This window comes from Actinospineispora eucalypti (assembly GCF_039543365.1).
Classification (GTDB): Bacteria; Actinomycetota; Actinomycetes; order Mycobacteriales; family Pseudonocardiaceae; genus Pseudonocardia; species Pseudonocardia eucalypti.
This window is the reverse complement of the sequence record NZ_BAABJP010000020.1, coordinates 167,775-188,157: the sequence shown is the minus strand read 5'-3', so window position 1 is coordinate 188,157 and position 20,383 is coordinate 167,775. Positions and strand designations below refer to the sequence as shown.

General features: G+C 71.3%; 19 protein-coding genes. 9 read left to right on the top strand and 10 right to left on the bottom strand.

Going from position 1 to position 20,383, the window contains the following annotated elements; genetic code table 11:
• Window positions 1–18 precede the first annotated feature (18 nt).
• The 3 genes from ABEB12_RS21485 to ABEB12_RS21475 are packed head-to-tail and all read right to left on the bottom strand — an operon-like array spanning window position 19 to window position 3,651.
• Window positions 19–1,071, bottom strand: a complete 1,053-nt coding sequence (locus ABEB12_RS21485) for an ABC transporter permease subunit (RefSeq protein WP_185060323.1) — start codon at window positions 1,069–1,071, stop codon at window positions 19–21.
• A complete protein-coding gene (locus tag ABEB12_RS21480) occupies window positions 1,068–2,615 on the bottom strand; it encodes an ATP-binding cassette domain-containing protein (protein WP_221497650.1) in 1,548 nt (515 codons plus the stop codon). Before ABEB12_RS21480 ends, ABEB12_RS21485 begins: the two co-directional genes overlap by 4 nt.
• Window positions 2,616–2,619: 4 nt before the next feature.
• The gene (locus ABEB12_RS21475) at window positions 2,620–3,651 is read right to left on the bottom strand and encodes a substrate-binding domain-containing protein (RefSeq protein ID WP_345703015.1); all 1,032 of its coding nucleotides are present in this window, start codon (window positions 3,649–3,651) and stop codon (window positions 2,620–2,622) included.
• Between the two features lie 176 nt (window positions 3,652–3,827).
• Between ABEB12_RS21475 and ABEB12_RS21470 the strand changes: the two genes are divergently transcribed.
• Genes ABEB12_RS21470 through galK form a run of 3 tightly spaced genes read left to right on the top strand, consistent with a single transcriptional unit; the run spans window position 3,828 to window position 6,927 of the window.
• Window positions 3,828–4,604: a DeoR family transcriptional regulator gene (locus tag ABEB12_RS21470; RefSeq protein ID WP_185060324.1), complete on the top strand. Its 777-nt coding sequence runs from the start codon at window positions 3,828–3,830 to the stop codon at window positions 4,602–4,604.
• A gap of 29 nt (window positions 4,605–4,633) precedes the next feature.
• Window positions 4,634–5,686, top strand: coding sequence for a galactose-1-phosphate uridylyltransferase (galT, locus tag ABEB12_RS21465; RefSeq protein ID WP_185061293.1), 1,053 nt, complete (start codon window positions 4,634–4,636; stop codon window positions 5,684–5,686).
• On the top strand, window positions 5,683–6,927 hold the full coding sequence (gene galK, locus ABEB12_RS21460) for a galactokinase (RefSeq protein ID WP_221497651.1): 1,245 nt from the start codon (window positions 5,683–5,685) through the stop codon (window positions 6,925–6,927). The genes galT and galK overlap by 4 nt, the downstream gene beginning before the upstream one ends.
• Window positions 6,928–7,019: 92 nt before the next feature.
• On the opposite strand, the gene ABEB12_RS21455 is transcribed toward galK, so the two are convergent.
• Both ABEB12_RS21455 and ABEB12_RS21450 read right to left on the bottom strand, forming a co-directional pair.
• Window positions 7,020–8,264: a bifunctional class I SAM-dependent methyltransferase/N-acetyltransferase gene (locus tag ABEB12_RS21455; RefSeq protein WP_345703014.1), complete on the bottom strand. Its 1,245-nt coding sequence runs from the start codon at window positions 8,262–8,264 to the stop codon at window positions 7,020–7,022.
• A 270-nt stretch (window positions 8,265–8,534) separates the two neighbouring features.
• Window positions 8,535–10,043, bottom strand: coding sequence for a PucR family transcriptional regulator ligand-binding domain-containing protein (locus tag ABEB12_RS21450; protein WP_221497652.1), 1,509 nt, complete (start codon window positions 10,041–10,043; stop codon window positions 8,535–8,537).
• A gap of 123 nt (window positions 10,044–10,166) precedes the next feature.
• Between ABEB12_RS21450 and ABEB12_RS21445 the strand changes: the two genes are divergently transcribed.
• The 5 genes from ABEB12_RS21445 to ABEB12_RS21425 all read left to right on the top strand — a co-directional run bounded on the left by ABEB12_RS21445 (window position 10,167) and on the right by ABEB12_RS21425 (window position 15,312).
• Window positions 10,167–11,576: a cytosine permease gene (locus ABEB12_RS21445; protein ID WP_185060325.1), complete on the top strand. Its 1,410-nt coding sequence runs from the start codon at window positions 10,167–10,169 to the stop codon at window positions 11,574–11,576.
• Window positions 11,573–12,385, top strand: a complete 813-nt coding sequence (locus tag ABEB12_RS21440) for a nitrilase-related carbon-nitrogen hydrolase (protein ID WP_185060326.1) — start codon at window positions 11,573–11,575, stop codon at window positions 12,383–12,385. Before ABEB12_RS21445 ends, ABEB12_RS21440 begins: the two co-directional genes overlap by 4 nt.
• 109 nt (window positions 12,386–12,494) lie before the next feature.
• Window positions 12,495–14,267: an ATP-binding protein gene (locus ABEB12_RS21435; RefSeq protein WP_185060327.1), complete on the top strand. Its 1,773-nt coding sequence runs from the start codon at window positions 12,495–12,497 to the stop codon at window positions 14,265–14,267.
• A gap of 132 nt (window positions 14,268–14,399) precedes the next feature.
• On the top strand, window positions 14,400–14,837 hold the full coding sequence (locus ABEB12_RS21430; protein WP_185060328.1) for an NUDIX domain-containing protein: 438 nt from the start codon (window positions 14,400–14,402) through the stop codon (window positions 14,835–14,837).
• A 37-nt stretch (window positions 14,838–14,874) separates the two neighbouring features.
• Window positions 14,875–15,312: a cupin domain-containing protein gene (locus ABEB12_RS21425; RefSeq protein WP_185060329.1), complete on the top strand. Its 438-nt coding sequence runs from the start codon at window positions 14,875–14,877 to the stop codon at window positions 15,310–15,312.
• 29 nt (window positions 15,313–15,341) lie between these two features.
• On the opposite strand, the gene ABEB12_RS21420 is transcribed toward ABEB12_RS21425, so the two are convergent.
• Window positions 15,342–16,592: a DUF222 domain-containing protein gene (locus ABEB12_RS21420; RefSeq protein WP_185060330.1), complete on the bottom strand. Its 1,251-nt coding sequence runs from the start codon at window positions 16,590–16,592 to the stop codon at window positions 15,342–15,344.
• Between the two features lie 234 nt (window positions 16,593–16,826).
• On the bottom strand, window positions 16,827–17,270 hold the full coding sequence (locus ABEB12_RS21415) for a LysR substrate-binding domain-containing protein (protein WP_345703013.1): 444 nt from the start codon (window positions 17,268–17,270) through the stop codon (window positions 16,827–16,829).
• On the opposite strand from ABEB12_RS21415, the gene ABEB12_RS21410 reads away from it, so the two are divergent.
• Window positions 17,261–17,674, top strand: coding sequence for a DMT family transporter (locus tag ABEB12_RS21410; protein ID WP_345703012.1), 414 nt, complete (start codon window positions 17,261–17,263; stop codon window positions 17,672–17,674). The two genes, ABEB12_RS21415 and ABEB12_RS21410, sit on opposite strands and share 10 nt — an antisense overlap.
• On the opposite strand, the gene ABEB12_RS21405 is transcribed toward ABEB12_RS21410, so the two are convergent.
• From ABEB12_RS21405 to ABEB12_RS21395, 3 genes are all read right to left on the bottom strand, one after another.
• Entirely contained in the window at window positions 17,585–18,322 is a 738-nt protein-coding gene (locus tag ABEB12_RS21405) for an aspartate/glutamate racemase family protein (protein ID WP_185060332.1), read from the bottom strand. The two genes, ABEB12_RS21410 and ABEB12_RS21405, sit on opposite strands and share 90 nt — an antisense overlap.
• Window positions 18,323–18,324: 2 nt before the next feature.
• Entirely contained in the window at window positions 18,325–19,830 is a 1,506-nt protein-coding gene (locus ABEB12_RS21400) for a cytosine permease (RefSeq protein ID WP_185060333.1), read from the bottom strand.
• 63 nt (window positions 19,831–19,893) lie between these two features.
• Window positions 19,894–20,379 carry a deaminase gene (locus ABEB12_RS21395; protein WP_185060334.1) on the bottom strand — a complete coding sequence of 162 codons (486 nt, stop codon included), beginning with the start codon at window positions 20,377–20,379 and terminating at the stop codon, window positions 19,894–19,896.
• Window positions 20,380–20,383: the final 4 nt, after the last annotated feature.

Here is a 20,383-nt window from a genome sequence, read left to right as displayed (position 1 = left end):
AGCAGGCCGGGCCGCCCCCTAGTCCGGGATGCCGATGGGGCGTTCCTTGCGGCGGCGCTGCTGGGCGATCACCGCGGCCACCAGCAGGGTGCCCTGGGCGACGTTCTGCCAGAACGTGTTGATGTTCAGCACGTTCATCCCGTTCTCCAGGAAGCCGAGCAGCACGATGGCCAGCACCGCGCCGAGCACGCCGCCCCGCCCGCCGCGCAGCGACGCCCCGCCCAGCGCGGCCACGGTGACCGCCTTCAGCTCCAGGCCGTCCACCGAGCCGGTCTGCTGGCCGAAGCCCTGCCGGGCCATCAGGATCACCCCGGCGATGGCTGCCACGAAGCCCACCACCAGGTACACCGCGAGCACGTAGCGGTTGATGTTCACGCCGGCCAGCCGGGCCGCCGTGGGGTTGCCGCCGATGGCGTAGAGGTTGCGCCCGATGTCGGTGAACAGCAGCAGGAAAGCCAGCGCCAGGGCGACAAGCACCAGCACGAACAGCTGGGTGGGCAGGCCGAGCACGCTGCCCCGCTGGATGAAGATGAAGATCGCGTTGGAGGAGAACCCGCTGCCGATCGCGCCGCCGTTGGAGAGCACCTGGCCGATGCCCTTGAACGCGGCCAGAGTGGCCAGCGTGGCGATGAACGGGTTCACCCGGCCGTAGATGATCAGCACGCCGTTGATCAGGCCGCAGAGCAGGCCGACGGCCAGTGCGCCCAGGACGGCCAGTGCGCCGTTCTGCCCGGTGTGGGTCCAGATCAGCGCGCCGACCACCGAGGTCAGCCCCACCGTGGAGCCGACCGAGATGTCCAGCCCGCCGACGATGATCACCAGCAGCTGCACCAAGCCGGTGAGGCCGAGCAGGATGATCGTCCCGGTGACCGCCACGCTGAGGTTGTTCCAGGTCAGGAACGCCGGCTGGCGGGAGGTGACGAAGGCGGCGATGAGGATGATCACCGCGAGCAGGATCAGGTTCTGCACCCGGTCCGCGCGGGTGAGCACGCCCAGCGCCCTGGCCACCGACGACCGGCGGTCCGGCGCCTCCGGGGAGCCCGTGGACGGCTCGGTCTGCGTGCTGGTCACTGCTTACCCCCGTCAGCCATGCCGACCACCAGGTCGGAGAGGTCGTCGGCCATGGCGAGCGCGAGGATGCCCTCCTCCGTCGCCTCCTTGCGGGCCAGTTCGCCGGTGATCCGGCCGTTCTGCATGACGATCACCCGGTCGGCCAGCCCGAGCACCTCGGGCAGCTCGGAGGAGACCATCAGGATGGCGATGCCGCTCGCGGCCAGCTCGTGGATGATCGCGTAGATCTCCGACTTGGCGCCGACGTCCACGCCCCGGGTCGGCTCGTCCAGGATCAGCAGCGCCGGGTTGCGCGCCAGCCAGCGGGCCAGCACCACCTTCTGCTGGTTCCCGCCGGACAGCCCGGCCACGGCGAACTCCATGTTCGGCGTGCGCACCCGCAGCCGGTCCAGATACTTCGCCACGGTCTCCTTCTCCAGGCGCCGGTTGACCACCCGGAACCGGCGCAACTGGTCGTAGATCGCCGCCGCGATGTTGTCCCGCACGCTGCGCTGCAGGAACAGCGCCTCCGCCTTGCGTTCCTCCGGGGCCAGCCCGATGCCGGCCCGGACCGCGTCCCCCGGTGAGTTGAACCGCCGCGTTTCGCCGAGGAACTCGACCGTGCCGCCGGTCACCGGCTCCGCCCCGACCAGGGCCTTGACCAGCTCGGAACGGCCCGCGCCGACCAATCCGGCCAGCGCCACGATCTCCCCGGCGCGCACCTGGAAGGTCACGTCCTCGACGTCCGCCGAACTCAGCCCGCGCACGTCCAGCACCACGTCGCCGGGGGTCGGGCGGGGCAGCTCGTCGTGGTACAGGCTGGACAGGTCCCGCCCGACCATCATCCGGATCAGCTCGCCCTCGGTCAGTTCAGTGACGGGCCGAGTGCCCACCGAGGCGCCGTCGCGCAGCACCGCGACCCGGTCGGCCAGCGCGAACACCTCCTTCATCCGGTGGCTGACGTAGATCACCGCGACGCCGTCCGCCCGCAGCCGCCGGATCAGGTCGAACAGCAGGTCGACCTCGTTGTCCGACAGCGAGGAGGTGGGCTCGTCGAACGCGAGCACCCTCGGCTCGTCGGTGAGCGCGCGCAGGATCTCCACCAGCTGGCGCTGCGCCGGGGTGAGCCGCGAGCCGAGCGTCTCCGGGTGCAGCACCTGGGCGAACCCGTGCCGGCGGATCAGCTCGCCGGCCCGCTCGACCAGTTCGCCCCGGCGGAACAGCCTGCGCCGGGAAGGCAGTGCGCCGACGAAGATGTTCTCCGCGACGCTCACGTGCGGGATGATCTCCGGCTCCTGGGCGACCACCCGCACGCCGGCCGCGCGGGACGACGTCGGGTCGGTGAACCGCACCGGCTCGCCGTCCAGCTCGATGTCGCCCTCGTCCGGCGCCAGCGCACCGATCAGGACCTTGAGCAGGGTGGACTTGCCGGCGCCGTTCTCACCCATCAGCGCGGTCACCTCACCCGAGGCGAACTCCACGCTCACCTCGCGCAGCGCCCGGACCGGGCCGAAGCGCTTACTGACCGCGGTCATCCGGAGGGCGACCTGGACGTCCTCGGTCATCGGCTCAGGTGCACTTCAGCGAGGTTCCGCCGACCGTGCCCGCGTCCACGATCTGCGTCCTGGCGATGGTCTTGGGCGGCAGCGGGGTGCCGCCCCGCAGCGAGTTGACCAGCGCGCGCACCGCGTCCCCGCCCACGTCGTGGCCGTCGATGTACAGCGCGGCCAGGTAGCCGTCCGGCGCCGAGCCGGGCTGCCAGGACTTGCAGGCGATGTAGCCGCCCAGCCCCACGCCGACGATGTTGTCCGCCGCCACCTTGGCGTTGGCCAGCGCCTGCAGCACACCGGACACGTTCTCGTCGTTGCAGCCCATGACCACCCAGTGCTTGATGTCCGGGTTGCCGGTGATCACGCCGGAGGCGGTGCTCTGGGCGCCGTTCACGCTGTTGTCGGTGCCGACCTCGATGGCCTTGCCCTGGCCGCCGCCCGCCGTGTAGCGCTCCTTCTCCCCGCGAACCCGGTCGGCGCACACCGACAGGTCCTGCTTGTAGGCGTAGAGCACGCCGGTCTCGGCCGGGCTCCAGCCCTTGCCGGTGACCCGCTTCGCCGCCTCGGTGCCCACCTTGGAGCCCATGTCGTAGCCGTCGAACCCGACGAACGGGATCTCCGCCCCGGTCCCGTCCTTGATCGAGTCGTCGGAGGCGACGAGGGGGATGCCGGCCGCGTTCGCTGTGTTCACTACCTGGGGGCCGATCTTCTGGTCCGGCACCACGATGGCGATGCCGTTCACCTTCTGGGCCACCGCCGAGTCGGTCTCGGTGACCGCCTTGTTCGCGTCCTGGCCCAGGTTCACCACCTTCACGTTGACCGAGGCGCCCGGCTTGGAGAGCTCCTGTGCGGCCGTGCGCGCGCCGGCCGCCTGGTCGATGAAGTACTGCTGGTCGCCCTGCTTCTGCAGGTAGGCGATGGTGATGTCGCCGGTGACCGGGCCCGAGCTGGACGCGCCGGAGGAGGTCTGCTGCCCGCTGGAACACCCCACCAGCATCAGCACCGCGGCGCCTAGTGCACCTACGTTCAGCAATGTTCGGTTCTGACGCATCACGACTCCTTTGCCGCGTCCCCTCATGGCCCGTTGGGGTGAAAGCATCACGGAAGACGGTGAATGAGTCAACATTTCCGCACAGTTTTCCTAGTCGTATCTTGTTCGGACGCGTTGACTTTCCAAAAGTGCCCGGACATGATGGCCGGCATGAGCGCAGCCGGGTGGGTCCTCTGATGCTGGCCAGGCAGCGGCAGCAGCTGATCCTGGACGAGGTGGGGAGGACCGGCGCGGTCAAGGTCGCCGACCTCGTCGCCGAGCTGGGCGTCTCGGACATGACGATCCGCCGCGACATCAGCGAGCTGGCCGGCCGGGGCCTGGTGGACCGGGTGCACGGCGGCGCGGCGCTGCCCCGCATGGCCAGCTCCCATGAGCCGGAGTTCGCGACCAAGGCCACCCAGCAGGTGGCCGCGAAGAGCGCGATCGCCCGGACGGCCGCCGCACTGGTCCGGCCGGGCAGCTCGGTGGGCATCTCGGGCGGCAGCACCACCCGGCTGGTCGCCACCGAGCTGCTGGACGTGCCGGACCTGACCGTGGTCACCAACTCGCTGCCGGTGGCCGACGAGCTCTACCGCAACCGGCGGGTGGAGCAGAACGTGCTGCTCACCGGGGGCATGCGCACCCCCTCGGACGCGCTCGGCGGCCCGCTCGCGGTGGCCGCGCTGCGGGGCATCCACCTGGACCTGCTGGTCCTGGGCGTACACGGCATCGACGTGCGCGCCGGCCTCACCTGTCCGAACCTGTTGGAAACGCAGACCAACCGGGCGCTGATCGAGTCCTCCCGCCGGATCATCGTGGCCGCCGACCACACCAAGTGGGGCGTGGTCGGCCTGCAGACCATCGCCCAGCTCACCGAGGTGGACGTGCTGATCACCGACGACGGCCTGGACAAGGCGGCCCGCGACCAGCTGTCCGAGCTGGTCGGCGAGCTGGTCATCGCGGAGGGTTCGTGACCGCCCGAGTGGACCCGACGGTGGCTCAGGTGCGCAAAACGTCGACCCGACTCTCGGACGGCCGGGAGCTGATCTATTTTGATGACCGGGAGCCCTACCTGTCCGGCACCGCCTCCCGGGTGGTGCCGGACACCCGGGCTCTCGAGCCTCAGCACGTCACCAGCGAGCCCCGGCTGGACGTGCTCACCGGGGAGTACGTGGCGATCGCCGCGCACCGGATGAACCGCACCTACCGCCCGTCGGCCAGCGAGAACCCGTTGGCGCCCAGCCGGCCGGGCGAGCCGCCGACCGAGATCCCCGCGCCGGACTACGACGTGGTGGTGTTCGAGAACCGGTTCCCCAGCTTCGCCGGCGGCAACGGCCGCTGCGAGGTTGTGTGCTTCACCAGCGACCCCCGGGCCAGCTTCGCCGACCTGTCCGAGCGGCGGGCGCGGACGGTGATCGAGGCCTGGGCGGACCGCACCGCCGAGCTGTCGGCGCTGCCGAACACCCGGCAGGTGGCCTGCTTCGAGAACCGGGGCGAGGAGATCGGCGCGACGCTGCCGCACCCGCACGGCCAGATCTTCGCCTACCCGTTCCTGCCGTCCCGCACCCAGGCCGTGGTCCGGCGGTCTCGGGAACACTTCGAGTCCACCGGCCGCTCGCTGTTGGCCGACGTGCTCGCCGAGGAGCTGGCCGAGGGGGAGCGGGTGGTCTGGCGGGGCGAGGGGTGGAGCGCCTACGTGCCGCGCGCGGCGAAGTGGCCGCTGGAGCTGTTCCTGGCGCCGCACCGGGACGTGCCCGACCTGGCCGCGCTCTCCGACGGCGAGCGGGCCGAGCTGGCCGCCGGCTACCTGGAGCTGCTGCGCCGGGTGGACCGGTTTTTTCCCGGGGTGGCGCGGGTTCCGTACATCGCGGCGTGGCACCAGGCACCGGTCGGACCGGACCGCCGGTTCGGCCGGCTGCACCTGCAGCTGTTCTCGCTGATGCGCGCGCCGGGGCGGATGAAGTACCTGGCCGGCTCGGAGTCCGCGTTCGGGGCCTGGATCAATGACACCACCCCGGAGGCCATCGCGGAGCGACTCCGCACGGTAGCGTCGTGACCTTCCTGGAGGGAGGGCCGGCTTTGGCGGAGATCCACTGGCATCCGCCGTCCTCGCCGGAGTCGGCGGCGCGGGCCGAGGCGCTGTTCGCCTCGTCGTTCGACGGGGCGCCGGCCGGCGTGTGGTCGGCCCCCGGCCGGGCCAACCTGATCGGTGAGCACGTCGACTACGTGGGCGGCATCTGCCTGCCCCTGGCGCTGCCCCAGCGCACCTGGCTGGCCGTGCGGCCGCGCACCGACGGGCTGTTGCGCCTGGTCTCCGGGCAGTGCCCCGAGGTGTGGCAGGGCGCGGTGCGCGCGGTGCGGCCGGGCCACCCGCGCGGCTGGCCGGCCTACCTGGCCGGGGTGGTGTGGGCGCTCATCTCCGAGGGGCTGCTGCCGGCCGGCTTCGGCGGGGTGGATGTGGCGGTGCACTCCGACGTGCCGCTCGGCGCCGGACTTTCCAGCTCGGCGGCGTTGGAGTGCGCGCTCGCGGTGGCGCTGGCCGAGCTGTTCGGCTCCGGTTCTTCGCTGGATACAGCGGGCCGCTCCGCGCTGGTCAAGGCCTGCATACGCGCGGAGAACGAGATCGCGCTGGCCGCCACCGGCGGCATGGACCAGACCGTCGCGCTGCATGCCCGCACCGGCCACTGCCTGCGGCTGGACTGCGACAGCGGCGCGGTCGACCCGCTTCCGCTGCCGCTGGATGCGAACGGCCTGGTGCTGCTAGTGATCAACACGAACGCCCCGCACCGGCTGGTGGACGGCCAGTACCGGGCCCGCCGGGTGGTGGTGGAACGGGCCGCCCGGTTGCTGCGCGTGCCCACGCTGCGCCGGATCTCCTCGGTGCAGGACGCGGTCGGCCGGTTGGCCGCGCTCGGCGAGGACGACCCGGAGCTGCTGCGCCGCGTGCGGCACGCCATCTCCGAGACCGCCCGCGCCGGCGCGGCCGCCCGGCTACTGGTCGAGGGCCGGCTGGCCGAGCTGGGACCGCTGCTGGACGCCTCACACACCTCCCTGCGGGAGGACTACGAGGTGTCCAGCCTGGAGCTGGACAACGTGGTGGACGCGGCCAAGGAGGCCGGCGCCCTCGGTGCCCGGATGGTGGGCGGCGGCTTCGGCGGTTCCGCCCTGGCCCTGGTGGAGACCGCGGCCGTGCCGGCGGTCACCGAAGCGGTCCTGGCCGCCACCGAAGCCAAGGCCCTCCCCACCCCCACCTTCCTGCACGCCCTCCCCGGCCCGTCGGCCGCCCGGTGGTCCTGACGGGTTGGGCAGGTTGCCGGCACACACCGTTCGTACCCGGCACACGCTCAATTGCTCGTGTGCCGGGTACGAAGCGTGTGCGTGACCGACCCTTAGACGCCGAACGGCGCCGGGTAGCGGATGGTGCCGGTCGGGGTGGGGGCGCCGGTCAGGGGCAGGGCCATCAGGGCGTCGTCGGGGACCTCGAAGGAGGTCCGGATGTTGTGGGTGGACGCCCTGGTGAAGCCGAACCTGGGGTAGTACTCGGGGTGGCCGAGCACCACGACCAGCCGTTCGCCCCTGGTCCGCGCCTCGTCGATGAGCGCACGGATCACCGCGCCGCCCGCGCCCGCCCGCTGGTACTCGGGCAGCACCGCGCACGGGCCGAGCACCAGCGCCTGTTCGTCACCCACGGTGCAGCGGGTGAGCAGCGCGTGCGCCACCACGCCGGTCCCGGGTGCCTCGGCCACCCGGGAGAGGCCGGGCAGCCAGGCCGCGTCGGCGCGCAGCGCGTCGACCAGGTCGGCCTCCTCGGCGGTCGGGAACGCGGCCAGGTTCACCCGGCGGATGGTCTCCAGGTCGTCCGGGGTCTCCGGGCGGGTCGTCCAGTCCTTCGGCATGGGTGCCTCCGTTTCGAGCGGCCGCAGTAGGTAGCCGGTGTAGCCGTAGTCGGCGCCGTACCGGTGCCGCATGTCGATCTCCTCGCGGGTCGCCGCAACGGCCTCGGCCATGGCCGGGTCGCGCAGGTCCGCCGCTCGGATGCGGTGGGACAGCGGGGTGTAGTAGTCGTCGAACCAGTCCCGGTCGGGCAGCCGGTAGCTGGCCTCGACCGCGTAGCCGGCGGCCTCGGCGGCCGCCTGGTTCTCCGCCGAGGTGCGCAGCGGGTAAATCTGTGACCAGTACTCGCGGGCGGCCGGCGCCGGGTCGCCGGTGGTCCACTCGCACTCGGTGACGGCCAGCCGGCCGCCCCGGGCGAGCAGGCGCCGCCACGCCCGCAGGCCGGTGTCGAACCCGATCACGTAGATCGAGCTCTCCGCCCAGACCAGGTCGAACTCGCCGTCGGCGAACGGCGGCTCGGCCATCGTGTGGTTCACCGTGCGAATCCGCTCGGACAGCCCGGCTTCCCGGGCGGCCCGGTCCAGCTCGTCCAGGAACGGCTGGTGGGCGTCCAGGGAGGTGACGTCGGCGCCCGCCTCGGCGAGCAGCAGGGACGCCCGGCCCGGGCCGCAGCCCAGGTCGAGCACCCTCGGCCGAGGGTTCAGCGGGTTGGCCATGGACAGCAGCAACCTGGTGGTCGCATCGGAGCCCGGCCCCTGTCGGCGCAGGCCGGCGTGCAGTTCAAAGAACGCTGAAGACAACGCAAACCTCTCGATCGGAAGCGTTGCGTATCCCCACGCAGAGCAGCTCTGCGTGGGGATACGCAACAAAGAGTGGGAGGATCCCGCCCGATCAGCTCGCGATTGGGGTGATCAGCCGAGGATCCGGATTGGGTGGGCGGCCTGGGCTGCGCGCACGGCGGCAGCCACCGACACGGCGGCCATACCCCACCTCCGGAAAATGATCTCGTTGCCTCGGACGACGGCGGTGACCGTAGCACAGCACGCGCGCCCTTCCCGCCGGGTTTTCGCTCAGTGATCACCGAGGTGGCGGGCCGCGCTCAGCGCCAGCCACACCTCGGCCAGGTCACCCGTCGACTCCAGCCGGAATCCGGTGACCTCGGTGAACCGGCGCAACCGGTAGCTCAACGTGTTCGGGTGGATGTGCAGTTCGCGGGCGGCGTCCTCGCCCCGCCGGTCTCGCTCCAGCCAGGTGCGGACCGTGCGGACCAGCTCGGTGCGGTGTTCGGCGTCGTACCGCGTGGCCGGGCCGAGCACCCGGTCGGTGAGGGCGCGGAGTCCGGATACGTCCCGGGGCAACCACCGACCGCTCGGGTCGCTGGCCTGGTAGTTCACGTGGGTGCGGCCGGTGTCCGCCGCCCGGGAGAGCGACCAGCGGGCCTCCCGGCGGGCGATTTCCAGCGGTTCGCCGGCCTCGAACGGGCTGCTCGAGCCGGCGGTGATCTCGGCCGCGTTCTCGGCCGCGGTCAAGCCGTCCAGCAGGGTCAGGGTGGCGTCCCCGGCCGGCAGCAGCACGAACAGCTCGCTCTGTTGGCGCAGCAGCAGGTGCGGCAGGTCGGACAGCTCGATCTCCCGGACCAGCGCCGACTCGTCCGGTGTCACGCCCTGGCCGACCACGATGGCCAGGACCAGCCGTTGGGACCGGGGGAACCCGGCGCGCCGCAGCCGGCGCCGCGCGGTGCCCGGGTCGAGTACGTCGGCGAGCAGCTCGGCCAGCGTCTCGGCGCCCTCCCGGCGCAGCGTCTCCCGCTGGTGGCGCAGCATGGTGAGCTGCAGTGAGGCCACCGTGGCAATGTGCTGCACCACGGCCAGACCGGCCGGCCGCGCGCCGTCCCGGGCCCGGGCGATCAGGTAGCCGGCCGTCCCGCCGGGGGCCGGCACCGGCAGCACGAAGCCCCCGGGCACGGTCGGCGGCGCCTGCTTCTCGGGGGACGGCGGCAGCAGCGCGCCGGCCTCGGTGGGCGGCGCGGCGGGCACCCCCGGAATCAGCGGCCGCCCCTGCGGCGTGCACAGGTAGAGGGTGTACCCGGACAGCCGCTCCAACCGGCCGAAGATCTCCGCCGCGCTGAGCCGCTCCTCGGTGAGCCAGCGCAGCGCGCCGAACACCTGCAGCTGGGCCCCCAGCCGGTGGCCCTCGGTGTCCTGCTTCGTGGCGACCTCTTGGGCGATCGCCACGAACGGCACCGACAGCGGCACCTCCAGCAGCGGCATCCCCCGCTCGTCGGCGGCCGCGAACAGCTCGCGGTGCAGCGCCGGCGCGTGCAGCTGGGCGGACACCGCGAGCGCCGAGACCCCCGCATCGTCCAGCAGCTCCAGGTATCGGCGTTGCTCCGGCGCGGCCCGGGGAACGGCCATGCCCGTGGTCATCAGCAGCTCGGCGCCGAGCAGCCACGGGGTCGGGTCGGCCAGCTCGCTCACGTGGGCCCAGGACACCTCCCGGTGCAGGCCGCCGTGCCCGGCGAGCACCCGCAGCTGCAGTGCGGGGGAACGCACCAGATCGGCCACGCACAGCGGTTCCACCGCGCCAAGTCTTCTCTGCCCAGCCACAAAGCAAGGCTCATTTTTCGTGTTTCCCACAGTTGTCCGGGGGCGCCGCCGACCCGAGACTCGAACGCCAACGTGCCAGGTCACCAGGGAGCGCCAATGACGACGCGCATCGAGACCCGCTCGATCGACTACGTGCCCGAGGCTGAACGGCACGGCAAGGTCTGGCAGCAGGGGCCGTTCTGGTTCCTCGGCAACTTCCAACCGTTCACCGTGGCGATCGGCCTGATCGGCCCGAGCCTGGGGCTGTCCTTCTGGTGGACCGCCCTGGCCTGCGTGCTCGGCGTCGCGTTCGGCACCCTGTTCATGGCCTTCCACGCGTCCCAGGGGCCGGTGCTCGGGTTGCCGCAGATGGTCCAGTCACGAGCCCAGATGGGTTACCGGGGAGTGCTGTTGCCGCTGGTGGCGACGCTGTTCACGTTCGTCGGCTTCAACGTGGTGGACACCCGGCTGATCAGCACCGGGCTGTCCGGCGTGTTCGGCTGGGACCCGGTCGCCGTGGGCATCGCGATCACCGTGGTCGCCGCGTTGCTGGCCTGCTACGGCCACGACTGGCTGCACCGGGCGTTCCAGGCGCTGTTCGTCGTCTCGGTGCCGTTCTGGGTGATCTTGACCGTCGGCATCCTGGCCGGTACCGCCGTGCCGGACGGCGCCGCACCGGCCGCCGCCACCGGCGGGTTCACCCTGGTCGGCTTCCTGGTGCAGTTCACCGCCTCGGCCAGCTACAACATCACCTACGCGCCGTACGTCTCGGACTACTCCCGCTACCTGCCCGGCGACACCCCGATGCCGCGAATCGTCGGCGCGGTGTTCTGGGGCGCCACCGGCTCGCCGTTCTGGTTGATGCCGATCGGCGCCTGGCTGGCCACCCAGCTCGGTGCCACCGACCCGCTGGCCGGCCTGAACGACGCCGGCAACGCCGTCTTCCCCGGGCTGGGCGGCCTGCTCACCGTGCTGGCCGTGCTCGCCCTGGTGGCCACCATGGGCATCAACGCCTACAGCGCGATGCTCACCGTGCTGACCGGGCTGGACTCGTTGCGGCCCATCCGGCACACCGCCGGCGCGCGGGTGATCACCGTGCTGGTGGTGTCGGTGATCGGCGCGGTCCTGGGCATCTGGCTGGTACGCGACGCCACCACCGCGCTCAGCGACGGCCTGCTGATCATGCTGTACCTGCTCACCCCGTGGACCGCGGTGAACCTGGTGGACTTCTACTTCGTCCGGCGCGGCCACTACGCCATCACCGACCTGTTCCGGCCGGACGGCATCTACGGCCGGTGGGCCTGGCGGGGCATCCTGGCGTTCGCGGTGGGCATCGTGGTGGAGGTGCCGTTCGCGGTGCTCAGCTTCTTCACCGGCCCGGCCGCGGCGGCGATGCACCAGGTCGACCTGGCGTTCCTGGTCGGCCTGGTGGTGGCCGGCGTGCTCTACTACCGGCTGACCCGGTCGCTCGACCTGTCCGCCGAGCGGCCGGCGATCCGGCGCAGCGAGGAGGCCCTGGCTCGATGATCGTCAAGGCCGCGAGCTGCCAGCTGCGCATCGACGTCACCGACGTGGCCGGCAACCGGGCGAGGGCGGCCGAAGCGGTGACCGAGGCGGCCCGGCGCGGCGCGCGCCTGGTGGTGCTGCCCGAGCTGGCCTGCTCCGGATACGTGTTCACCGGCCCGGAGGAGGCCCGCGAGCGGGCCGAGCCGGCCGACGGCCGCACCGTCACCGACTGGTGCGCGCTGTCCGCCGAGTACGGGTTGGTGCTGGTCGGCGGCTTCTGCGAACTGGGCGAGGACGGCCACGTTTACAACAGCGCGGTGCTGGTCGATGCCGGTGAGCCGCGCGCGGTATACCGCAAGGTGCACCTGTGGGACGCGGAGAAGGACGTGTTCCGCCCCGGCGTGGCGCGGCCACCGGTGGTGGCCACGTCGGTCGGCCGGGTGGCCGTGATGATCTGCTACGACGCCGAGTTCCCCGAGTGGCACCGGCTGGCCGCGCAGGCCGGCGCGCAGATCATCGCCCTGCCCACCAACTGGCCCGACGAGGGCCGCCCACCGGGGGAGCGCCCGCTGGAGGTGGTGCGGGTCCAGGCCGGCGCGGCCGCCAACCGGGTGTTCGTGGTGGCCGCCGACCGGTGCGGCACCGAGCGCGGCGTGTCCTGGGTCGGTGGCAGCGCGATCGTCGGCCCCGATGGGTTCCCGCTGGCCGGCCCGGTGGCCGACCCCTGCCCGGAGCTGCTGCTCGCCGACCTGGACCCGGCCCGCGCCGACAGGAAGGACCTCAACCCGCGCAACCACGTGTTCACCGACCGCCGTCCCGACCTCTACTGAGTCGTGAGTGGCGAGTGTCGCTATAGCGGGACTCGCCACTCACGGGTCGGGACCGGGCGCCGGCACCCGCCGTGGTAGCAATGGTGCCGATTTCGGGGGAGGTGGCGCGGTGCCGGATCAGGCGAAACCGCGGGTGGGGTTGGTGGCCGGTACCGAGGACGCCACGCCGCTGCTGTTCCACGTGGCGCTCGCGCCCGACGAGTACCTGCAGCTGGATGACGTGGTGGTCACCGTGCGGCAGGTCGCCGGCGTCGGTCCGGTGATGTCCTCCGGGGTGGTCACCCAGGTGCGCGCGCGGCACGAGGGCGCCAGCTTCGGCTCGGACGTGTTCCTGATCAACAGCGGCGTGCTTCCCGCGCAGGTGCAGGAGATCGCCGAGGTGACCACCACCCGGGTGGACCCGGAGTGCTACGTGCCGCCCCGCCCCGGCGAGCCGGTCCACCGGGCCACCGGCGAGGAACGCGCCCGCGCGCTGTACTTCGACCGGATGGACCGCAAGGTGCCGGTCGGCATGGGCCGGGACGGCGAACCGGTCTTCGTGAACCTGGAGTTCCTGGACGGCACCCGGGGCGGGCACGTGTCGATCAGCGGCATCTCCGGTGTGGCGACCAAGACCAGCTTCGCGCTGTTCCTGTTGTACTCGATCTTCCGCAGCGGGGTGCTGGGCAACCGCGCGGTCAACGCCAAGGCGCTGATCTTCAGCGTGAAGGGCGAGGACCTGCTCTTCCTGGACCACCCGAACAAGCGGCTGGCCGACCCGGAGATCCAGCAGGGCTACGCCCGGCTGGGTCTGGCCGCCGAACCGTTCCCCAGCGCCGGCTTCTTCGCCCCGCCGATCCCCGAGGACACCACCGGCCGCCCGCACGTGTCCGGCCGGACCAGCGGGATCGGCGCGTTCTGGTGGACGCTGCGCGAGTTCTGCGCCGAGGAACTGCTGCGGTTCGCCTTCGCCGACGCCGAGGACGAGCGCAACCAGTACACCTCGGTGATCCACCAGGTGGCCACCCGGCTGCGCCGGGACGCGATCGCCGCCGGCACCGACGGGGCGGTCAGCATCGAGGGCCGGCTGCTGCGCAGCTACGCCCAGCTGGTCGAGTTCATCTCGGACAAGCTGCTGGACGAGGACCACTCGGTGCGCGCGCCGTGGGCCGGACCGGTGACCGGTACCGGCACCATCAACGCCTTCCTGCGCCGGCTGCGATCCTCGTTGAAACCGCTGGGCACCATCGTCCGGGGCGACCTGCCGGACAGCCCCGGGCGGCGCATCTCCACGGAGAACCAGCAGGTCACCGTGGTCGACCTGCACAACCTGCCGGAGCGCGCCCAGCGCTTCGTGGTCGGCGTGGTGCTGGCTGCTGAAACCGCGCGCAAGGAAGCCGCCGGCCCCGGCGGCCTGCTCTTCACCATGATCGACGAGCTGAACAAGTACGCCCCCCGCGACGGTTCCAGCCCGATCAAGGAGGTACTGCTGGACATCGCGGAGCGCGGCCGCTCGCTGGGCATCATCCTGATCGGTGCGCAGCAGACCGCGAGCGAGGTGGAACGGCGCATCGTGGCCAACTCCTCGATCAAGGTGGTCGGCCGGCTGGACCCGGCGGAGGCCGGCCGCCCCGAGTACGGCTTCCTGCCCCCGGCACAGCGCGGCCGCGCCACCCTGGCCCGCCCCGGCACCATGTTCGTCTCCCAGCCCGAGATCCCGGTCCCCCTCGCCGTCGAGTTCCCCTTCCCGGCCTGGGCCACCCGGCTCTCGGAAAGCGCCGGCGACCCCCCACGCACCCCCGCGACCGCCGCATCGACCCACGGCGAGGCCTCCACCGGCAACGGCGCGGTGCGCGACCCCCTCCGCCGCCTCCCACCCGTGGACGACCCACCCCCCTTCTAACCCGCGAGCCGGCACCCTCACCACCCCGTATCGCGGAATCGAGCACCCCGTGTCGCGGGTTTTCGCACCCCGTGTCGCGGGTTTCGGCCCACTGTGTCGCGGACTTCAGCCCACCGGGAGCGGGGACTTCGCATGCTGGACGCCACGGCCGCCGCTGGCGCCCTGTTCGTGGACGAGCACGGCCGGGTGCTCCTGCTGGAGCCGGTGTACAAGCCGGGCTGGGACATTCCTGGCGGAATGGTCGAGCCCGGCGAGTCGCCGGCGGCGGCCTGCGAGCGGGAGCTGCACGAGGAGCTCGGCCTGCACCGCCCGGTGCGCCGGCTGCTCGTGGTGGACTGGGCGCCGCGCGCGGAGGGCCGGTTCGACCTGATGTTCGTGTTCGACTGCGGCTCGCTCGGCGAGGACCGGGACATCCGCTTGGACCCGGCCGAGCACCGGAGCTGGCAATGGGCGAGCCCGGACGAGCTAGACGCGCTACTCAACCACCGGCTCGCACCCAGAATTCGCAACGCGTTGCGGGTCCGCGCCGGCGGCGCCGAGTACCTGGAGCACGGCGTGCCGAGAAGCTGATCCCAAACGGCTTGCCGGGCGGCCTACGGTGGGACCGGTGAGTCTGGTCGTCCCGGGTAGCGGTGTCTCGTTCTCCTATGCCGGCTCTCCGGTATCGGTGCTGGCCGGCGCGGATGGGCAGGTGGATTTCGCGTCGGCCGAGATGACCGTGCCGCCCCGGTTCCGAGGTCCCATCCCGCACGTGCACGACACGTTCGACGAGGCGATCTACGTGGTGACCGGGAGACTGCTCGCCGGCACCGGGACGGACGAACCCGGCGAAGCCGCGACCGGGGCGATGTTGGTCGCGCCGAGGGGAGTCCGACACTTCTTCAGCAACCCGTTCGACGAGCCCGCGCGCGTGCTGGGCATCTGGTCGCCCGCGCGGATCGGACTGGAATTCATGAAGGCAGTCGGCGCCGCATTGCCCGCGTCGGGTCCGCCGGACCCCAACCTGATGCGGGAGATCTATGAGGCGCACGGCAGCCGACTGTAACCCTGATCCGGTTATTTCGCCGGGGTTGTCTATGCGGTGATCGCTATTCGGGGTTTTCGGCGGGGTGTCTGGCTGGCGTCTATCCATTTCGGGGGGACGAACTCCGGCCACCCGTTATGTATACGGATCTCCCACCCAGCGTGATGAATCATCCGGTGATGCGCCCAACAGAGCATGACCAGGTTGCCCAGGTCGGTGCGGCCGCCGTGCGTCCAGGGGATGAGGTGGTGGATTTCGCAGTGTCGGGGTTTCTTCGCGCAGCCGCGGAAGGCGCAGCCTTGGTCGCGGGCGGCGATGGCGCGGCGTTGGTAGTGGTCCACGGTGCGGCGGATGCGTCCGACGTCGACGACTTTGCTGTCCCCGTCCAGCACGACTGGGAGGACGGAGCAGTCGCAGGCGAGTTGGCGGATTTGCGCGGCGGTGGCCCAGCCGAGTCCGAGGGTGGCCCCGCGGGTGCGTTCGCGTAGGTCTTTCTCTTGAATGATCACGGTGAAATGGGGTCGTTCCCCGCCCTGGGTGGGGAGGTCTCCGTCGTTGAGCGCTTGGACGCACAGGGCGCCGAGGGCGTCGGCGTCGCGTTCGGGCAGGGTTTTGTCTTCGTCGTCGCCGCTGGTGCGGTGTCCTTCCAGCGCCAGGGACAGGGCGGTGAAGGTCGGGGTGTCGAGTTGGCCTGTGATCCGGCCGCCGTGGCCGTCGCGGCGGCGGTACAGGTGTAGTTCGTTGAGCTGTGGTTTCTCGTCTTCGGGTGTCGGGCCGTCTTGGTCCAGAGTGGTGAGTAGCTGAGTGCCGAGGCGGCGTAGTTCGTCGGGTCGACACGTGGTCGCCCACTCGGCGAGTTGGGCCTCGGCGCCGCTCCACATTGCCGGGTCGAGGCGTCGTCCGGTGGGGGAGTTGAGCAGGTCTTCGATGACGTCGGCGTGCGCGTGGTCGATGGTGAGTGCGCCGAGGGCGGTGGCGGTGGCCGCCATGATGGGTTCGACGGGTTGTCCGTCCAAGGTCGTGGGGAACACCGAGCGGGCCACCGCGACCATTCGTCGGGCTTTACCGGGGTGGTAGCCCAACAGGTCGGCGATCGCGGCGCGGGTGGTGACGCAGCGTTGGTCGAATTCCCCGGACCGGTCTAGGTGGGCGATCAGTGACAGCCGTAGGTGGGCGAGGTCCCGTCCCAGTCGTTCGACGGCTTTGAGTCCTTCGATTTGGGTGGGGCCGTCGGCGGTGTCGAGGTATGCGCGCAGGGCGGCCACCGCGGCGACCGCTTCCTGAACGCTGGACTCGAACATGCGTTCATGTTAGCATGGGATGCGGGGCGAAACCAAAATGATTGAATGGGAGGTGTGCTTCGTGTGCTGTACCCGGCTTGCAACTCGGCCTAGGATCGGAACCGCCGGGTTCCGGAGCGGGTTTCCTGGCTGTGGTCCGGTCCAAAGAGGAATCTAAGACGAGGAGGGTTTCGATCCGTCCGGATGTCGCAGACATCCAGACGGGCCGGCGGTGCGCAGCGGCGCCGAACCATGTCACCGCGTCGTGAAGCGGGCCGAGGCGTCGCGTAGCGCTTCGAGTGCCACGCGGACCGCGCCGTGAGATTCCTCCCCCGCTCGGCACACCGCGAGGATCGTGCGGTTCAGCGCCGGGCGAGTGGTGAGAATCCGGACGCCGTCCGGCAGTGGTCCGCAGGCAAGGCGGGGGACGAGCGCGGCGCCGGCATTGCCGGCGACCAGGGCGAGCTGTGTCGCATAGCTACCGACGGTGCAGCTCACTCGCGACTTGATCTTCTGTGTGCGCAGCACCTGAACAAGCCATTCGTGACAGTCCGAGCCGGACGTCCAGCCGATCCAGGGCACGTCATCCACCTCGGCGAGGTCGACCGCGCCCCGATGGGCGAACCGGTGCCCGGCCGGCAGAGCCAGGTCCGCGACGTCTGAGAACAACGTGACGTGTGTGGTCCGGGGTGGCAGCACGCTCGGCCAGTCCGCCCAGCTCTCCACCACGCCCAGGTCCAGGCTGGCCCGCGCTCGGGTGGCTGCTGGCGCTGGGCGTGATCAGCCAGGTCGCCGGGTGGCTGCTGATCGCCGGCGCGCTGGCCCGGATGTCCGCCGCCACCGGCGCGACGCTGATGCTGCTGGAACCGATCGCCGCGGTCGGGTTCGGGGTCCTGCTGCTGGGCGAGCAGCCGTCCGGGCTGCAGCTGACCGGCTGCGCGGTTGCGATCGCCGCGGTCTGCTTCGCCGGCCGGAACCCGGGGGTGGCTACTGAACGGCGCCGCGGCCGGCCGTCACCCCTCGCGGCCGCCGAAGTCGCGGAGCAACCCGCTGTAGGGCTTGGGCGGGGGCGGGGCGTACTCGTCCCGCGTGCCGATGCGTAGGCCCATGCGGACCAGGGACTCCACGCCCAGGGTTGCGGCGCGCACGCCGTCCACCACCGGCACGCCCAGCTCGGCACCGAGCTGGTCGGACCAGTCACTCATCCCGGCACACCCGAGCACGATGGCGTCCGAACCGTCGGCATCCAGTGCGGCGGCGCAGGCGGCGAGGGTCTTCTTCACCGCGTCCGGGTCCCGGTCGAGCTCCAGCGGGGCGATGTCGCAGGCGTGCACGCCCCGGCAGAACCGGCGCATGCCGTAGCGCTCGGCCAGGTCCCAGGCTCGGCCGCGGGTGCGGGACAGCGTGGTGACCACGCTGAACCCGCGTCCCAGGAAGCTGGCCGAATGCATGGCCGCCTCGGCGATGCCCAGCACGGGGCCGGTGGCCAGCTCGCGGGCCGCGTCCAGGCCGGGGTCGCCGAAGCAGGCGATCACGTATCCGGCGCTGCCCGCCCGCTCGCCGTCCGCGATGGCGGCGAGCAGGCCGGGCACGGCGAGGGCCTCGTCGTAGTGGCTCTCCACGGCGGCCGGCCCCATCTTCGGGGTGACCGCGTGGATCCGGGTACCCGGACCGGCCACGGATCGGGCACCGCGCTCGATGGCGCGGGTCATCTCCTCGCTGGTGTTGGCGTTGATGACGGTGATCAGCACGGTCACTCCACAACCGAGGCGGCCCGGCGGCCGATCACCGCGTAGAGCGCCAGCGCGATGCCCATGCCGATGAACCACGTGTACTGCGCGGCCGTCTTCATGCCCGGCCCGGTCGACCACAGCACCGGGACCAGCGCGGCGGCGGCCGCGACGACGGTGGCGATGATGGCCGGCGGGTGGTAGCCGCCGCGGTAGTGGTAGCGGCCGGTCGGCTCCAGGGTGAACAGGTCGTCCACCACCACCCGCTGCTTGCGCACCAGGTAGTAGTCCGCGATGAGCACCCCGAACAACGGGCCGATGAAGGCGCCCAGCACCTCCAGCGTGTAGTGGATCACCTCGGGGGAGTTGTACAGGTTCCACGGCGTGATCAGCACCGAGCCGACCGCCGCGATCATGCCGCCGGCCCGCCAGCTGATCTTTCGTGGATTGGCGTTGGAGAAGTCGAACGCGGGCGAGATGAAGTTGGCCACGATGTTGATGCCGACGGTGGCGATGGCGAAGGTCAGCGCCCCGAGCACGATGGCGAACGTGGAGTCGATTCGGGCCACCGTCTCCACCGGGTCGGTGATCAGCTCGCCGAAGATCGGCAGGGTCAGCGAGGTGGTCACCACGACCAGGATGGAGAACATCAGGAAGTTGACCGGGAGGCCGAGGAAGTTGCCCCGCTTCACCGCGTCGAACGACCGGCCGTAGCGGGAGAAGTCGCCGAAGTTGAGCATCGGCCCGGAGAAGTAGGACACCACCAGGGCGATCGCGCCCAGCATGACCGGCACCGAGGCCCAGCCGGTGTAGCGCACCTCGCCCAGGTTGAGGTCGATCGCGCTCCAACCGGCCCGGTAGATCAGGTACCCGGCCAGCACGAACATGACGACGTACACCGCCGGCCCGCAGAAGTCGATGAACTTCCGGATCGTCTCCATGCCGGTCCAGAACACCGCCGCCTGCAGGAACCAGAGCACGGTGAACGACGCCCAGCCGAGCGCCGAAAGGCCGGCGAAGCCGTACTGGTTCACGTCGGCCAACGGGGTCAGCGAGGGGGCGAGCTTCAGCAGCACGATGTTCAGCGCCGCCGAGGCCAGGTAGGTCTGGATGCCGTACCAGGCCACCGCGATCAGCCCCCGGATGATCGCCGGGATGTTCGCGCCGAGCACGCCGAAGGAGGCCCGGCAGATCACCGGGTACGGCACCCCGGTGCTCTGGCTGGGCCGGGCGACCAGGTTGCAGAACACGTTCACGATCACGATGCCGATCAGCAGCGCGAGCAGCACCTGCCAGCTGGTCAGCCCGAGCATGAACAGGCTGCCGGCGGTGACGTAGCCGCCGACGCTGTGCACGTCGGACATCCAGAAGGCGAAGATGTTGTACCAACCCCAGCTCTGCTCGCGCAGCGGCGCCAGGTCCTGGTTGGTCAGTCGGGGGTCGTAGCCCGGTTTGATCAGGGCGGGGCCGGTGGACGCTTCGGATGGCGGCGCGACGGCGGTGTCGCGGTCCGCGGCGAGCTCGGTCATGCGAAATGACGCTATGTGCGATGTGTTACACCCATATCACGCGAAATGTATATTCTGCCGCGCTCACGACCGGCGTTGCCGGTGAAACCTGCGGTGCAGCTCCCGGACCTCATCGGTCAGCACGTCGGCCGGCCCGTCGACCTCGGCGTTCGGCACCACCTCGCGGATGGCCAGCGGCCGAACCGGGGGCGGTGGCACGTCCATCTCGGCCAGCCACACGCCCAGCTGGGCGGACGAGGCCGCGTAGACGATCCGGCCCAGCCCCACCCAGCCGTGCGCCGCCGAGCACATCGGGCAGTGTTCGCCGGAGGTGTACACGCTGGCCCGCGCGCGCTGCTGGGGGGTGAGGTGCTCGGCGGCCCATCGGGCCAGGTAGAACTCGGGATGCTGGGTGTGGTCGCCGCCGGCCACGTGGTTGTGGTCCTCAGCGAGCACCGTGCCTTCGCCGTCCACGAGCACCGAGCCGAACGGCTCGTCCCCGGCCTCCAGCGCGTCGGTGGCCAGGCGAACGCAGCGGCGCAGGTGCGCCAGGTCGGTCTCGGTCAGCATGCCC

Bases quoted from the DNA above. Each gene is read 5' to 3' on its own strand.
- ABEB12_RS21480 (WP_221497650.1), bottom strand. From the start codon at position 2,615: ATGACCGAGGACGTCCAGGTCGCCCTCCGGATGACCGCGGTCAGTAAG.
- ABEB12_RS21475 (WP_345703015.1), bottom strand. From the start codon at position 3,651: ATGCGTCAGAACCGAACATTGCTGAACGTAGGTGCACTAGGCGCCGCG.
- ABEB12_RS21470 (WP_185060324.1), top strand. From the start codon at position 3,828: ATGCTGGCCAGGCAGCGGCAGCAGCTGATCCTGGACGAGGTGGGGAGG.
- ABEB12_RS21445 (WP_185060325.1), top strand. From the start codon at position 10,167: ATGACGACGCGCATCGAGACCCGCTCGATCGACTACGTGCCCGAGGCT.
- ABEB12_RS21440 (WP_185060326.1), top strand. From the start codon at position 11,573: ATGATCGTCAAGGCCGCGAGCTGCCAGCTGCGCATCGACGTCACCGAC.
- ABEB12_RS21430 (WP_185060328.1), top strand. From the start codon at position 14,400: ATGCTGGACGCCACGGCCGCCGCTGGCGCCCTGTTCGTGGACGAGCAC.
- ABEB12_RS21420 (WP_185060330.1), bottom strand. From the start codon at position 16,592: ATGTTCGAGTCCAGCGTTCAGGAAGCGGTCGCCGCGGTGGCCGCCCTG.
- ABEB12_RS21400 (WP_185060333.1), bottom strand. From the start codon at position 19,830: ATGACCGAGCTCGCCGCGGACCGCGACACCGCCGTCGCGCCGCCATCC.
- ABEB12_RS21395 (WP_185060334.1), bottom strand. From the start codon at position 20,379: ATGCTGACCGAGACCGACCTGGCGCACCTGCGCCGCTGCGTTCGCCTG.